The organism is Streptomyces omiyaensis, from assembly GCF_014650895.1.
Taxonomy (GTDB): domain Bacteria; phylum Actinomycetota; class Actinomycetes; order Streptomycetales; family Streptomycetaceae; genus Streptomyces; species Streptomyces omiyaensis.
The window spans coordinates 1-13549 of the sequence record NZ_BMVV01000038.1 but is presented as its reverse complement, the minus strand read 5'-3'; the positions used below and the strand labels follow the sequence as shown (position 1 = coordinate 13549).

Below are 13549 nucleotides of genomic sequence, written 5' to 3'. Positions count from 1 at the left end.
CCGCCCCCTCGGGGGCGGCCCGGTGCGGCGTCCCGCGGGGGTCAGGCCAGCGGACCGGTGACCGGCTCGACGGCGGCGACCAGGCGGCCCTCGCGCACGAAGGCGTCGGCGGCGGCCAGGTCGGGGGCGAGGAAGCGGTCCGGGCCGGGGCCCTCGACGCCGGCGGCGCGCAGGGCGTCGATGGCGGCCCGCGAGGCGGGGGCGGGGGTGAGGCCGTGGCGCAGCTCGATGCCGCGGGTGGCGGCGTACAGCTCGACGGCGATGATCCGGGCGAGGTTGCCGACGGCGGTGCGCAGCTTGCGGGCGGCGGACCAGCCCATGGAGACGTGGTCCTCCTGCATCGCCGAGGACGGGATGGAGTCGGCGGAGGCCGGGACGGCGAGCCGCTTCATCTCGCTGACCAGGGCGGCCTGCGTGTACTGGGCGATCATGAGGCCCGAGTCGACGCCGGCGTCGTCGGCGAGGAAGGGCGGCAGGCCGTGGCTGCGGTTCTTGTCGAGGAGCCGGTCGGTGCGGCGCTCGGCGATGGAGCCGAGGTCGGCGGCGGCGATGGCGAGGAAGTCGAGGACGTACGCGACGGGGGCGCCGTGGAAGTTGCCGTTGGAGCGGACCTCGCCGGTGGACAGCACGACGGGGTTGTCGACGGCGGCGGCGAGCTCGCGCTCGGCGACGAGCAGGGCGTGGGCCATGGTGTCGCGGCCGGCGCCGGCGACCTGCGGGGCGCAGCGGATCGAGTAGGCGTCCTGGACGCGGGGGGCCTCGCCGGCCTGGAAGTGGCCGGTGAGGCCGGAGCCCTTGAGGACGGCCAGCATGTTGGCGGCGGAGGCGGCCTGGCCGGGGTGGGGGCGGATGGCGTGCAGCTCGGGTTCGAGGACCTTCTCGGTGCCGAGGAGGGCTTCGAGGGAGAGCGCGGCGGTGACGTCGGCCGACTTGTAGAGGGTGTCGAGGTCGGCGAGGGCCATGATCAGCATGCCGAGCATGCCGTCGGTGCCGTTGAGGAGGGCGAGGCCCTCCTTCTCGCGCAGGACGACGGGCTCGATGCCGGCGGCGGCGAGCAGCTCGCCGGCGGGCTTCACGGTGCCGTCGGGTCCTTCGGCGTCGCCCTCGCCCATGAGCGCGAGCGCGCAGTGGGAGAGCGGGGCGAGGTCGCCGGAGCAGCCGAGGGAGCCGTACTCGTGGACGACCGGGGTGATGCCGGCGTTGAGGACGTCGGCCATGGTCCGCGCGACCTCGGGGCGGACGCCGGTGCGGCCGGAGGCGACGGTCTTGAGCCGCAGGAACATGAGGGCGCGGACGACCTCGCGCTCGACGCGCGGGCCCATGCCGGCGGCGTGCGAGCGGACGATGTTCCGCTGGAGCTGCGTGCGCAGCTCGTGGTCGATGTGCCGGGTGGCGAGGGCGCCGAACCCGGTGGAGACGCCGTAGACGGGCTCGGGCTTGGCGGCGAGCGCGTCGACGACGGCGCGGGAGGCGGCGAGCGCCGCGACGGCCCCCTCCGACAGCTCGACACGGGCGCCGTGGCGGGCGACGGCGATGACGTCCTGCGGGGTCGTGCCGGACGTGCCGAGAACGACTGTCTGCATATCCATATTCAGCACCCTACGGATTGAAGACCGACCTGTCACTAGGCAATGTGTCACCCGCCCACCGGGGCGCGGCCCCTTACCTCCGTCCGGCCGCCCCCGGCCGTGGGGCGGCCGGACGGAGGGGTTCGCGCGCGCGGCGGCCCGTCACGGTTCCGGCGGCAGGTCGAGGGTCGGGGCGTCGCGGAAGCGGCGGCGGTCGCGGGCGCCGGGCGGGGCGTCGGCCAGGCGGATGACGGTGCCGTCGCGGCCGGCGACGACCGGCTTCGCGGAGCGGGCGGCCTTGGCCCGGTACTGGGCCGCGTCGGCGAGGCGGAAGAGGCGGCGGGCGGACTTCAGGGGGCCGATGGGGTCGCCGGTGGAGGCGACCCCGCAGGCCACCCCCTCCCCCAGCTCCAGCTCGGCGGCGCGGACGCAGAGCTCCTCCGCCACCGCGACCACCTCGTCGGCCGTGGGCCCGACCGCCAGGAGGCAGAACTCGTCGCCGCCGAGGCGGGCCGCGAGGGCGCCGGGCAGCCGGGCGCCGCAGCGGGAGAGGACGGAGCCGAAGCGTTCGAGGAGGCGGTCGCCGACGGCGTGCCCGTGGGTGTCGTTGACCCGCTTGAGGCCGTTGAGGTCGCAGACGACGAGGCTGACGACCAGGCCGTCGACGCGGTAGCGCTCGATGGCCTCGTCGAGGCGCGCGTCGACCGCGCGGCGGTTGGCGAGGCCGGTGAGCGGGTCGGTGAAGGCGAGCTTGCGGACCTCCTCCAGGCGCTCGGCCTGGGCGATGCCGGCCGCGACGACCGCCGCGAGGACGTTCGCGAAGTCCGCGTCGGCGCCGGTGAAAGGTTTCGCCCCCGCGGGCCGGGCCACGTACAGCTCGCCCCAGGCCCGGCCGTGCAGCACGACCGGGGCGACCACGCAGCAGGACCGGCCGCGCCGCCGCAGGCCCGCCACGCGGCCGGTGAGGACGGGCGCGTCGGCGGTCTCGACCCAGGCGTGCGGGCCGGCGCCGACCGCCCACCGCTCGTGCAGGAACTCGGTGATCTCGGGGAACTGGTGGACCGGATAGGTCTCCGCGTCGGGGAACTCCTCCTCCCCCGCCGCCCGGTCCCCGGCGTTCACCAGCACCCGCAGCCGCCCGTGGTCCCGCTCCCAGACCGACAGGGCGCCGAAGCTCCCGTCCAGTCCGGCGCTCGCCCCGAGCGCCGCGGCCCGCCAGAACTCCCGCGGGGTGTGCGCCGCCGCCATCCCCTGCGCCAGCGCCACCACGGCCCGCAGCCGCACGTCCTCTCCCATTCCTCCAGCTTAGGGAGGTTTGATCCGTTTTCCCCTCCGAGACGTCACGGAAAGTGACCTTTGGTACGAGATCGGATCAATCGCGTCACTCGCCGGGCCAGGCCGGCTTCCGCTTCTCGTTGAACGCCGCCACGCCCTCGGCACGGTCGCCGGAGAAGGCCACCGAGCGCCAGGCCGCGTCCTCGACCTCCAGGCCGGCCCGCAGGTCCAGGCCCTGGCCGAGCCGCATCGCCTTCTTCGCGGCCCGCAGCCCCACCGGGGAGTTCGCCGCGATCCGCCCGGCGAGCTCCAGGGCGGCCGTGCGGGCGTCCTCCGCGACGACGTCCACGAGGCCCAGCTCGCGCGCCTCGCCCGCCTCCACCCGGCGGGCCGTGAAGACCAGCTCGGCGGCGCGCGCGGCGCCCACCCGGCGCGGCAGCAGCTGCGTGCCGCCGCCGCCCGGGATGACGCCGACGGAGACCTCGGGGAGGCCGACGACGGTGGTGGCGTCGGCGACGATCAGGTCGCAGGCGAGCGCCAGCTCGTAGCCGCCGCCGAGGGCGAAGCCGTGCACGGCGGCGACGGTGGGCATCGGCAGCTCCAGGACGCCGGTGTAGGCGGCGCGGGCGGTGGGCCGCTGGCGGACCAGCTCGGCGTCGGTGAAGGAGTTGCGCTCCTTGAGGTCGGCGCCGACGCAGAAGGCCCGGTCGTTCGACGAGCTCAGGACGGTGACCCGGACCTCCCGGTCGGCGGCGAGCGCCGCACAGGCCTCGCCGATGGAGCGGGCCATCTCCGAGGAGACCGCGTTCATCGCCTTGGGCCGGTCGAGGACGAACTCGGCGACGTGCCCCTCCTTGCGGATCAGCACGAACTCACCAAAACGCTGCTCGGACATACCCCAGGCCCTCCCGGTTAACGACGGTTCACATGTGTCACCGGGAGGGATCTTAGGTCGGACGGCGGTTCAGGAGCCAGGGCTCCACGACACCGAGGCCGCGGACCGAGCGCTGCCACATCGGCTGGAGCGCGAAGCGGTACGACCTCGGGGGCCGGCCCTCCTTCTCGGCGAGGGCCGCCTCCTCCGCCACCCCGGCCTCCGAGACGGGGACCTCGCCGGTGCGGGTCAGCTCCTGGGCGAAGGCGCTGTCGACCAGCACGGCGTCCTTGGGCGCTATCGAGGTGAGCCGGCTGGCGAGGTTCACGGTGGTGCCGAAGACGTCGCCCATCCGGGTCGTGACGGTGCCGAAGGCGATGCCGACCCGCAGCGCCGGCATGGTCTCGTCCTGGCTGAGCGTCTCGATCAGGCGGAGCGCGATCTCGGCGGCGATGCCGGCGTCGTCGGCCGCGTACAGCACCTCGTCGCCGAGGGTCTTGATGAGCCGGCCGCCGTGCGCGGCGACCAGGTCGGCGCAGGTGGTCTCGAAGGCCTCGACCAGCTCGCCGAGCTCCTCCTCCTCCAGGCGGCGGGTGAGGCGGGTGAAGCCGACGAGGTCGGCGAAGCCCACGGCGAGGCGGCGGTCGACCATCTCCTCGTCGTCGGCCGCCTGCGCGACCCGGCCGGTGGCGGCGGCGAGCTGCCGCCGCCACACGTAGATCAGGAACTCCTCCAGCTCCGGCAGGAGCAGCTCGACCAGGGGGTAGGTGACCTCGGCGCGGGTCATGCCGGGCTCGGGCGGCTCGGTCAGCCCCTCCAGGAAGGAATCGATCTGCCATTCGGCCAGTCGGGCGGTGGTCTGCCCGGTGGAGCGGGCCACCTGGACCGCCATCGGCTCGCTGAGCAGTCCCGCCTCGACGAGGCCGGCGAGCCGCCGCAGGGCGAGCACGTCGGCCTCGGTGAGCGCCTTGGCCTGTCCGATGTCGGCGAAGCCCATGGCCCGCCAGAAGCGGGAGGCCAGCTCCATGGAGACGCCGGCGGTACGGGCGGCCTGGAAGGGGGTGTAGCGGCGGTCGGCGCCGAGGATGAGCTGTTCCAGCCGGATGGCGAGCGGGTCGTCGGTCGGCTCGACCGTGTGGTCGACGGCGTGGTGGGGAGTCGGGTACGCCGAGGCCTCGGCGGGCGCCGCCGTCTCCGGCGGCTCCGGGGGCCCGGACCGGCCGTCGCCCGTGTTCGCGTCGTCGACGGTCACCGGCCGCCTCCTGCCCGTTCCCTGCCGCTGCCCACTGTCCTGCCGATCTGTTCGCCTGGATCGCGCTCCACGATACGACAGGTGTGGGCTGGCTCACGCCGGAACGGTACGGGGATCAGCCCGCGGCCCGCAGGTGGACGATGTCGCCCGCGCCGACCGCCTCCGTGCCGCCGCCCTCGGTGGCGACGACGAGGCGCCCGTCGCCGTCCAGGGAGACCGCCTCGCCCTCCAGCGTCCGCTCGCCCGGCAGGTCGGCGCGGATCCGGCGGCCGAGGGTGGAGCAGTCCGCCGTGTAGGCCTCCAGGAGGCCGGAGGCCTCGGGGTCGCCGCCGGCCCGCACCCAGGCGCCGTACCGGTCGGCGAGGGAGCGCAGGACGGCCCTGAGCAGCGTGTCGCGGTCGGTGGAGACGGCGTCGGCGAGGAGGAGGGAGCCGGCCGTGGGGACGGGCAGTTCGCCGGCGCGCAGGGAGACGTTGAGGCCGAGGCCGACCACCACGCCGTCCTCGCCGGCCCGCTCGGCGAGGATGCCGCCGGCCTTGCGCTCCTCGCCGGCGACCGTGACCAGGAGGTCGTTGGGCCACTTGAGGGAGACGTCGACGCCGGCCGCCTTCACGAGGCCGGTCGCGGCGGCCACGCCGGTGAGCAGCGGCAGCCAGCCGAGGCGGTGGGCGGGCACGTCCGGCTTGAGCAGCACGGAGAGGAAGAGACCGGACCGGGCGGGGGCGCTCCAGGTGCGGTCGAGCCGGCCGCGGCCGGAGGTCTGCTCCTCGGCGACGAGCACGGCGCCCTCGGGCAGTTCGGCGGCGCGCGCGGCGAGGTCGGAGTTGGTCGACCCGGTGGTGGGGACGACGTCGAGCGAGGTCCACAGCCCCTCCGGGAGGAGGAGCGCCTGGCGCAGGGCGCGGACGTTGAGCGGGGGCCGGTCGAGGTCGGACCAGGGTCCGCCTGATGCGTGGGAGGACGTCATGCAAGCCAGACTAGGTGTGGGATAGACCGCACTGCGCTGCCGTACCCGCGCCGATACGCTACGGGTCAGTAGGCCGTCAGTAGCCCATTCGCAGTCAACGAACCCCCCGTGACCAGGCAGGGAGCCGCATCCCGATGTCCGAGCCGGCAGAGCAGTACGAGATCGACATTCACACGACCGCGGGCAAGATCGCGGACCTCAGGCGCCGTATCGACGAGGCCACGCACGCCGGCTCGGAGCGCGCGGTGGAGAAGCAGCACGCGAAGGGCAAGCTGACCGCGCGCGAGCGGATCGCCCTGCTGCTCGACGAGGGGTCCTTCGTGGAGCTGGACGAGCTGGCCCGGCACCGGTCGACCAACTTCGGCCTGGAGAGGAACCGGCCGTACGGCGACGGCGTGGTCACCGGCTACGGCACCGTGGACGGGCGTCCGGTGGCCGTCTTCTCGCAGGACTTCACGGTCTTCGGCGGGGCGCTCGGCGAGACCTACGGCCAGAAGATCATCAAGGTGATGGACTTCGCGCTGAAGACCGGCTGTCCGGTCGTCGGCATCAACGACTCCGGCGGCGCCCGCATCCAGGAGGGCGTGAGCGCGCTCGGCATGTACGGCGAGATCTTCCGCCGCAACACCCACGCGTCGGGCGTGATCCCGCAGATCTCGCTGGTCGTGGGCCCGTGCGCGGGCGGCGCGGTGTACTCCCCCGCGATCACCGACTTCACGGTGATGGTGGACCAGACCTCGCACATGTTCATCACCGGTCCCGACGTCATCAAGACGGTGACCGGCGAGGACGTGGGCTTCGAGGAGCTGGGCGGTGCCCGGACGCACAACGCGACCTCGGGCGTGGCGCACCACATGGCGGGGGACGAGAAGGACGCCATCGAGTACGTGAAGCAGCTGCTCTCGTACCTGCCGTCGAACAACCTCTCCGAGCCGCCGGCCTTCCCGGAGACGGCCGAGACCGAGGTGTCGGGCGAGGACCTGGAGCTCGACGCGCTGATCCCGGACTCGGCGAACCAGCCGTACGACATGCACACGGTGATCGAGCACGTCGTGGACGACGGCGAGTTCCTGGAGACCCAGGCGCTCTTCGCGCCGAACATCCTGACCGGCTTCGGCCGGGTGGAGGGCTTCCCGGTCGGCATCGTCGCCAACCAGCCGATGCAGTTCGCGGGCTGCCTGGACATCAACGCCTCGGAGAAGGCGGCGCGGTTCGTGCGCACCTGCGACGCCTTCAACATCCCGGTGCTGACCTTCGTCGACGTGCCGGGCTTCCTGCCGGGCGTGGACCAGGAGTACGGCGGCATCATCCGGCGCGGCGCGAAGCTGATCTACGCGTACGCCGAGGCGACCGTCCCGCTGATCACGGTCATCACCCGCAAGGCCTTCGGCGGCGCCTACGACGTCATGGGCTCCAAGCACCTGGGCGCCGACCTGAACCTGGCGTGGCCGACGGCGCAGATCGCGGTCATGGGCGCGCAGGGCGCGGTGAACATCCTGCACCGCCGCACGATCGCGGAGGCGGAGGCGAACGGCGAGGATGTCGAGGCGGTGCGGGCGCGGCTGATCCAGGAGTACGAGGACACCCTGCTCAACCCGTACATCGCGGCCGAGCGCGGGTACATCGACGGGGTGGTCCTGCCGTCGGAGACCCGGGCGCAGGTCGTGAAGGGTCTGCGTCAGCTGCGGACCAAGCGGGAATCCCTGCCTCCGAAGAAGCACGGCAACATCCCGCTCTAGCCCTCGGGAGGGACAGCACGATGATCAAGGTCGTACGAGGCAACCCGACGCCCGAGGAGCTGGCCGCCGCACTGGCGGTGGTCCAGGCCCGGGCCGCGGCCACCGCGGCGGCCGCCGCGCAGGGCGGCGGCCCGGCGGTGCCGGAGGGCTGGTCGGATCCGTCGCGGATCGCGCGCGCGGTGCGGCAGCGGCCGGGCCCGCGGGCCTGGGCGCGGTCCTACTGGCCGGTCTGACCGGTCCGACCCGTGTGACGTGAGCGAAGGCCGGACCCCGTGTGCGGGGGGTCCGGCCTTCGTCGTGCGGTCAGCGCCGCCGCCGGAGGAGCGCCGGCACGAGGGCCGCGGCGAGGACGAGGGCCGCGTTGACGGCGACCGCGCGGGCGATGCCGTCGGGGAGCGTGGCGGCGGTGACGAGGACGCCGCTCATCACCGGGGTGCCGAGGGTGATGCCGACCTGCTGGGTCATGGTGGCGATGCCGGTGGCCGTGCCCTGCTCGCCGTCGGGGAGGCCCGAGGTGGCGGTGACCATGAAGCCGACGATGGCGAGCATGTTGCCGGTCCCGCCGGCGAAGGTGGCCGCGAGCAGCAGTCCGTACGTGCTCCGCGTGTCGCCGATGCCGAGGAGGGCGAGGGTGGCGGCGGCCTGGAGGAGTCCGCCCGCGACGAGGGCGGCGCGGGGCGAGAAGCGGCCGATGAAGCGGGGGGCGAGCAGGCCGCCGAGGACGGTGCCGGCGCCGAGGACGCCGAAGGAGAGGCCGGCGGCGAGCGGGGAGAAGCCGAGCACGTCCTGGAGGTGCAGGGTCATCAGGAAGACCAGCGAGGTCTCGGTGGCGAAGGCGACGAGGCCGGCGAGGTTGCCCCGGACGACGGTGCGGCGCTTCAGGATCCGCAGGGGGACGAGGGGCGCGGCGGAGCGCCGCTCGACGAACGGGAAGGCGGTCAGGAGGACGGCGGCCACCGCGAGCGGGACGAGCGCGCCGGGGGCGGTCCAGCCGTGCTCGCCGGCGCCGGTGAGGCCGAGGACGAGGGCGAGCAGGCCGCCGGTGACGGTGATGGCGCCGGGCACGTCGAGCCGGGGCCGGGCGGCGGGGCGGCTCTCCTCCAGGACGGCGGGGGCGACGAGCAGGACGGCGATCGCGACCGGCACGTTGACGAAAAAGGCCCACCGCCAGGAGAGCAGGTCGGTGAGGACGCCTCCGAGGACGGCGCCGGTGGTGAATCCGGCGGACATCAGGGCTCCGTTGAGGCCGAGGGCCTTGTCGCGGAGCGGGCCCTCGGGGAAGGCGGAGGTGAGCAGGGAGAGGCCGGCGGGGGTGACGGCCGCGGTGGCGAGGCCCTGTGCGACGCGGGCGGCCATGAGGAGTTCGGGGGTGGTGGCGAGGCCGCCGGCGAGCGAGGCCGCGCCGAGGACGCCCATGCCGGCGAGGAAGACGCGGCGGCGGCCGAGGAGGTCGGCGAGGCGCCCGAAGAGGAGGGTGAAGCCGGCGGCGGCGAGGGCGAAGGAGGTGGCGATCCACTGGAGCCCGCCGAGGGGGAAGCCGAGTCCCTCGCCGATGACGGGGAGGGCGACGTTCAGGATCGAGAAGTCGACGGCCAGCATGAACTGGGCGACGAGGAGGACGACGAGGACGAGCCGCGACCGCCCGTCCATGCGGAGGCGCGGCGCCGGGGCGGGGGCGGTGTCGAGGGCGACCATGACGGGACCCCTTAATGGGAGACTGGTTCCGTTAAGATGAACGTGACCGTAGCAGACCGCAGTGCGCTAATGGAACAGGAGACCCGTTTGAACGAGAGCCCGTCGGCCGTGCCCGGCACCCAGCGCCCCGGAGGCCGCACCGCCAAGGTGCGCCGGGCGGTCCTCGACGCCACCGAGGAGGCCCTCGCCGCCGGCGGCTTCCACACCCTGAACATGGATCAGGTCGCCGCCGCCGCGGGCGTCGGCAAGACCACGGTCTACCGCCGCTGGGGCTCCCCCGTGGGCCTCGTCACGGACCTCCTGCGCGACATGGCCGAGCAGTCCGCGCCCGCCGCCGACACCGGCGGCCTCGCGGGCGACCTGCGGGCCAACGCCACCCTCGTCCGGGAGACCCTCACCGACCCCCGGATGGGCGCGGTCTTCCGGGCCGTCATCGCCGCGGCCGCCTGCGACGAGGAGTGCGCCCGGGCCCTGGGCGGCTTCTACCGCGCACGCCTGGCCGAGTGGGCGCCGGTCGCCGTGCGGGCCGAGGCCCGCGGCGAACTGCCCGCCGGCACCGACCCGCTGGAGCTGCTGCGGGCCGTCTCGGCGCCGCTCTACCACCGCTTCGCCCTCACCCACGAGGAGTTGACCGCCGCCGACGCCGAGCGGGCCGTCACGGCCGCCCTGGCCGCCGCCGCGGCGGGCGCCTACACGGCCTGACCCCTCCCCGGCACGCCGCCGGCGCCCCGGAGGGCCGCTTGACCCCGGGGCGCCGGCGGCGCCATAGTGACCTCGCGAGACGATACGGTTCGTCTCTACTTCTCGGAGGAGGCGGGCCCGTAGGTGAGCACCACGACACCGGTGTCCAGGGTCTCGGTGCGGACGTGCCGCAGGCGGCCCCGGAAGCCGTCGGCCGCCAGGGTCCCGCCGCCGGCGAACACCGGGTGCACCCAGAAGCGGACCTCGTCCAGCAGCCCGTGCGCGAGCAGGGTCCTGGCGACCGGGCCGAAGCCGTACATGAGGATGTCCCCGCCCGGCCGCTCCTTGAGCGCGGCGATCGCCCGGGCGGCCCCCTCCCGGGGGATCACCGTGGTGTCGCCCCAGTCCCCGCCCGTGAGGGTCGAGGAGACGACGTACTTGTCGAGGGCGTTCATCCGGTCGGCGAACGCGTCGGCGCCGGCCCGCGCCGACCAGGCGGAGGCGAAGCCCGTGTAGGTCTCACGCCCCATCAGCAGCGCGTCGGCCCCCGACAGCAGCTCGGTCGCGTACCGCTCCAGGTCGTCGCTCCAGTGGTCGGCGGCCCACTGGTCGAGCTTCTCGATGTCGCCGTCGAGGGAGAGGTACGTCGAGTTGACGATCTTGCGCATGCCGGTGCACTTCCTTGGCCGAGAGGGGGGTTCCTGGGGCCACCAGCATCGGGAGCGGCCGGAACGGCCGACAAGACCGGAAGGAGGAACGCTCGTTGAGCGCGGCTACACGAAGGGGCGGGCACCCCATGCTGGACCGGCTGGAGCTGGAGGCCTTCCTCACGCTGTCCGAGGAGCTGCACTTCGGGCGCACCGCCGCCCGGCTCCACGTGACGACGAGCCGGATCAGCCAGACCATCGCGAAGCTGGAACGCCGCGTCGGCACCCGTCTGTTCGTGCGCACCAGCCGGCGCGTGGCGCTCACCCGGGTCGGCGAGCGGCTGCGGGACGACCTGCGGCCCGCGTACGAGCAGATCGGTCTGGGGCTGGCCCAGGCGATCGCGGCGGGCCGGGGCGGCCGGACCGGGGGGCTCCTGCGGGTCGGCTGGTCCACGCCGTGGTGCGGCGAGCTCGTGGCGCGGGCCGCGCGGCTGCTGCGGGTCCGGCACCCCGGCTGCGAGGTCGAGCTGCGCGAGATCCGGCTCCTCGACCCCCTCGGCGGGATGCGCGCGGGCACCGTCGACGTCCAGCTGACCGAGTTCCCCGTCGACGAACCGGACATCACCGCCGGACGGCTGGTCTTCGCGGAGCCGAGGGCGCTGCTGGTCCCCTCCGACCATCCGTTCGCCCGCCGGGGGTCGGTCTCCGTCGAGGACCTCGCCGACACCGTCCTCGTCACCCTCGCCGACGCCCGCGTCCCCCGCCGCTGGATGGACCGCCACTTCCCCCGCCGGACCCCGGCGGGCCGGCCGGTGCCCCAGGGACCCGCGACGCGCTGCTGGCCGGAGATCCTCGTCCACGTCGCCGCCGGCTCCGGCGTCGGCCTCGCCGCCGCCCGCGCCGAGCGGTACCACGGCGGGTCCGGGCTGGCCTTCGTGCCGCTCCGGGACGGCCCGACCGTCGACTACGGCCTGATGTGGCCCACGGCCGGCCGCAACCCCCTGGTCCGCGCCTACCTGGACGCCGTCGACGAGCTCGCGCCGCCGCGCCGGGACGCCGCCCCGGGCGGACCCCGCCGGGACGGTTGAGTATCCGTACTCAGGCGCTCCGCTCCCGCCCGGAGCAGGATCGGAGCCATGCTGTGGTCCGACCCGGAGAACAAGCCGCCGTCGTTCCTGCGCGAGACGCAGGCGATGCTGCGCCGATCGAGCGTGCTGCTGGCGCTGGCCATGGTCGTTCTGATGCTCGTCGTGGGCGCGCGCTGAGTACGCTGCCCCCATGACTGCTGATCGCCCGGGCGGCACGCCCCGCCGACTCGTCCTCGCCTCCGCCTCCCCCGCCCGGCTCGGTCTGCTGCGCCAGGCCGGGCTCGCGCCCGAGGTGATCGTCAGCGGGGTGGACGAGGACAAGGTCCACGCACCGACCCCGGCGGAGCTCGCGCTGACGCTCGCCGAGGCGAAGGCGGCGCACGTCGCCGCCCGCCCGGAGGCGAGCGGCGCGCTGGTGATCGGCTGCGACTCGGTCCTGGAGCTGGACGGACGGGCGCTGGGCAAGCCGGCCGACGCCGCGGAGGCGACCGCCCGCTGGAAGGAGATGCGGGGCCGCGTCGGGATCCTGCAGACCGGCCACTGCGTCTACGACACGACGGCCAAGCGGTACGAGTCGGCGACGGCGTCGACGGTCGTGCGGTTCGGCGAGCCGAGCGACGAGGAGATCGCGGCGTACGTGGCGAGCGGCGAACCGCTGCACGTGGCGGGCGCGTTCACCCTGGACGGCCGGTCGGCGCCGTTCATCGAGGGCATCGACGGCGACCCGGGCAACGTGATCGGCCTGTCGCTGCCGCTGCTGCGCCGCCTCCTCGCCAAACTGGACGTGGGCATCACCGAGCTCTGGGCCTGAGCGTCCCTCAGGCCGTCGCGGCCTCCGCCTCCCCGGACGCGGAGGCCTTCGGCTCCGCCGGGACCCCGGGCTCCTTCGCGTACGCCACCAGGGTGAGCACGATCAGTCCGACGACGCCCATGAGGACGGCGAAGGCGGTCCAGCCGATCAGGCCGACGGCGACCGCGCCCAGGACGCCGTGGACGACCGCGCAGCCGATGAGCAGTCCGCGCCCGAAGCGGCCGGGGGCCCGGTCGCGGAGACCGGTGAGGAGGGCGACGAGGGCGCAGAGCAGGAGGGCGGCGCCGGAGCCGATGCCGAGCGCCCAGGTGCCGGTGACCATGTGGTCGGGGTCGAGTCCGTCGAGGGACATCGACTGGGCCTCCACGAAGCGGGCCATGACCGCGTTGAGTCCGACGATCGCGGGCGCCTCCAGGAGGAGCACGGCGGCCGTGACGAGTGCGATCGGTCTGCGGGCCACCTCGGCCACCCCCTGGATTCGCCTGTTACCGACAGTACGGTCGACTGCGCGAAGGCTACTGGCCGGTAAACGTCCGGACAAGAGTGCGCGCGCCGTGGCCGAAGGGCGACGGTCAGGCAAAGAATCATTGCGCCATTCGTAGGGACTCCACAAAGAAACCCGAATGGCGACTGGCTCCACGAACAGAGACCTGCGCCACACCTCGGAGCTACTGTGCCGTAAAGAAACCCTGCGTACCGTGGTGCGACAAGGGATTTCACGACCCGAGCGACCGTCGATGCACGCTCCGTGTGGGCCATCTCACCCTTGGGGACGGGTCGAGGGGCCGTGTCGGCAGTCCCTAAACTCAGCTTGTTTCAAGGAGGGAGCCATCGTGCGCAAGGTGCTCATCGCCAACCGTGGCGAAATCGCTGTTCGTGTCGCCCGTGCCTGCCGGGATGCCGGGATCGCGAGCGTAGCCGTCTACGCCGACCCGGACCGGGACGCCCTGCA

At 74.1% G+C, this 13549-nt stretch carries 15 protein-coding genes; 7 read left to right on the top strand and 8 right to left on the bottom strand.

Features of this window, described 5'->3' with window-relative positions; all coding sequences use genetic code 11:
* Nucleotides 1-41 precede the first annotated feature (41 nt).
* The 5 genes from hutH to IE287_RS35075 all read right to left on the bottom strand — a co-directional run bounded on the left by hutH (nt 42) and on the right by IE287_RS35075 (nt 5936).
* Nucleotides 42-1583 (bottom strand): histidine ammonia-lyase, encoded by a 1542-nt coding sequence (hutH, locus tag IE287_RS35095; protein WP_189853457.1) that lies wholly within the window; start codon nt 1581-1583, stop codon nt 42-44.
* A gap of 147 nt (nt 1584-1730) precedes the next feature.
* Complete coding sequence (locus IE287_RS35090; RefSeq protein ID WP_189853456.1) at nt 1731-2864, bottom strand: GGDEF domain-containing protein; 1134 nt, start codon at nt 2862-2864, stop codon at nt 1731-1733.
* Nucleotides 2865-2949: 85 nt separating this feature from the next.
* Nucleotides 2950-3738 carry an enoyl-CoA hydratase/isomerase family protein gene (locus tag IE287_RS35085; RefSeq protein WP_189853455.1) on the bottom strand — a complete coding sequence of 263 codons (789 nt, stop codon included), beginning with the start codon at nt 3736-3738 and terminating at the stop codon, nt 2950-2952.
* A 52-nt stretch (nt 3739-3790) separates the two neighbouring features.
* Complete coding sequence (locus tag IE287_RS35080) at nt 3791-4969, bottom strand: adenylate/guanylate cyclase domain-containing protein (protein WP_189853454.1); 1179 nt, start codon at nt 4967-4969, stop codon at nt 3791-3793.
* Between the two features lie 115 nt (nt 4970-5084).
* Nucleotides 5085-5936, bottom strand: coding sequence for a biotin--[acetyl-CoA-carboxylase] ligase (locus tag IE287_RS35075; RefSeq protein ID WP_189853453.1), 852 nt, complete (start codon nt 5934-5936; stop codon nt 5085-5087).
* Nucleotides 5937-6070: 134 nt separating this feature from the next.
* Here IE287_RS35075 and IE287_RS35070 point away from each other — a divergent pair, with 134 nt between their 5' ends.
* Both IE287_RS35070 and IE287_RS35065 read left to right on the top strand, forming a co-directional pair.
* On the top strand, nt 6071-7675 hold the full coding sequence (locus IE287_RS35070; RefSeq protein WP_189853452.1) for an acyl-CoA carboxylase subunit beta: 1605 nt from the start codon (nt 6071-6073) through the stop codon (nt 7673-7675).
* A gap of 20 nt (nt 7676-7695) precedes the next feature.
* Nucleotides 7696-7908, top strand: coding sequence for an acyl-CoA carboxylase epsilon subunit (locus IE287_RS35065; RefSeq protein ID WP_189853451.1), 213 nt, complete (start codon nt 7696-7698; stop codon nt 7906-7908).
* 70 nt (nt 7909-7978) lie between these two features.
* On the opposite strand, the gene IE287_RS35060 is transcribed toward IE287_RS35065, so the two are convergent.
* Complete coding sequence (locus IE287_RS35060) at nt 7979-9370, bottom strand: MFS transporter (RefSeq protein WP_189853450.1); 1392 nt, start codon at nt 9368-9370, stop codon at nt 7979-7981.
* A 36-nt stretch (nt 9371-9406) separates the two neighbouring features.
* Here IE287_RS35060 and IE287_RS35055 point away from each other — a divergent pair, with 36 nt between their 5' ends.
* Nucleotides 9407-10072 (top strand): TetR/AcrR family transcriptional regulator, encoded by a 666-nt coding sequence (locus IE287_RS35055; RefSeq protein ID WP_189853449.1) that lies wholly within the window; start codon nt 9407-9409, stop codon nt 10070-10072.
* Nucleotides 10073-10167: 95 nt separating this feature from the next.
* On the opposite strand, the gene IE287_RS35050 is transcribed toward IE287_RS35055, so the two are convergent.
* A complete protein-coding gene (locus IE287_RS35050; RefSeq protein ID WP_189853448.1) occupies nt 10168-10719 on the bottom strand; it encodes a dihydrofolate reductase family protein in 552 nt (183 codons plus the stop codon).
* A 128-nt stretch (nt 10720-10847) separates the two neighbouring features.
* Here IE287_RS35050 and IE287_RS35045 point away from each other — a divergent pair, with 128 nt between their 5' ends.
* The 3 genes from IE287_RS35045 to IE287_RS35040 are packed head-to-tail and all read left to right on the top strand — an operon-like array spanning nt 10848 to nt 12597.
* Complete coding sequence (locus IE287_RS35045; RefSeq protein ID WP_189853447.1) at nt 10848-11786, top strand: LysR family transcriptional regulator; 939 nt, start codon at nt 10848-10850, stop codon at nt 11784-11786.
* Between the two features lie 48 nt (nt 11787-11834).
* Nucleotides 11835-11963: a morphogenic membrane protein MmpB gene (gene mmpB, locus IE287_RS39230; RefSeq protein ID WP_268255012.1), complete on the top strand. Its 129-nt coding sequence runs from the start codon at nt 11835-11837 to the stop codon at nt 11961-11963.
* Between the two features lie 13 nt (nt 11964-11976).
* The gene (locus IE287_RS35040; RefSeq protein WP_189853446.1) at nt 11977-12597 is read left to right on the top strand and encodes a Maf family protein; all 621 of its coding nucleotides are present in this window, start codon (nt 11977-11979) and stop codon (nt 12595-12597) included.
* Between the two features lie 7 nt (nt 12598-12604).
* Here IE287_RS35040 and IE287_RS35035 read toward each other — a convergent pair whose 3' ends face one another.
* The gene (locus tag IE287_RS35035) at nt 12605-13057 is read right to left on the bottom strand and encodes a hypothetical protein (protein ID WP_189853445.1); all 453 of its coding nucleotides are present in this window, start codon (nt 13055-13057) and stop codon (nt 12605-12607) included.
* 373 nt (nt 13058-13430) lie between these two features.
* Here IE287_RS35035 and IE287_RS35030 point away from each other — a divergent pair.
* Nucleotides 13431-13549 (top strand): biotin carboxylase N-terminal domain-containing protein (locus IE287_RS35030; protein ID WP_141708051.1); only part of this gene is annotated, 119 nt, incomplete at its 3' end.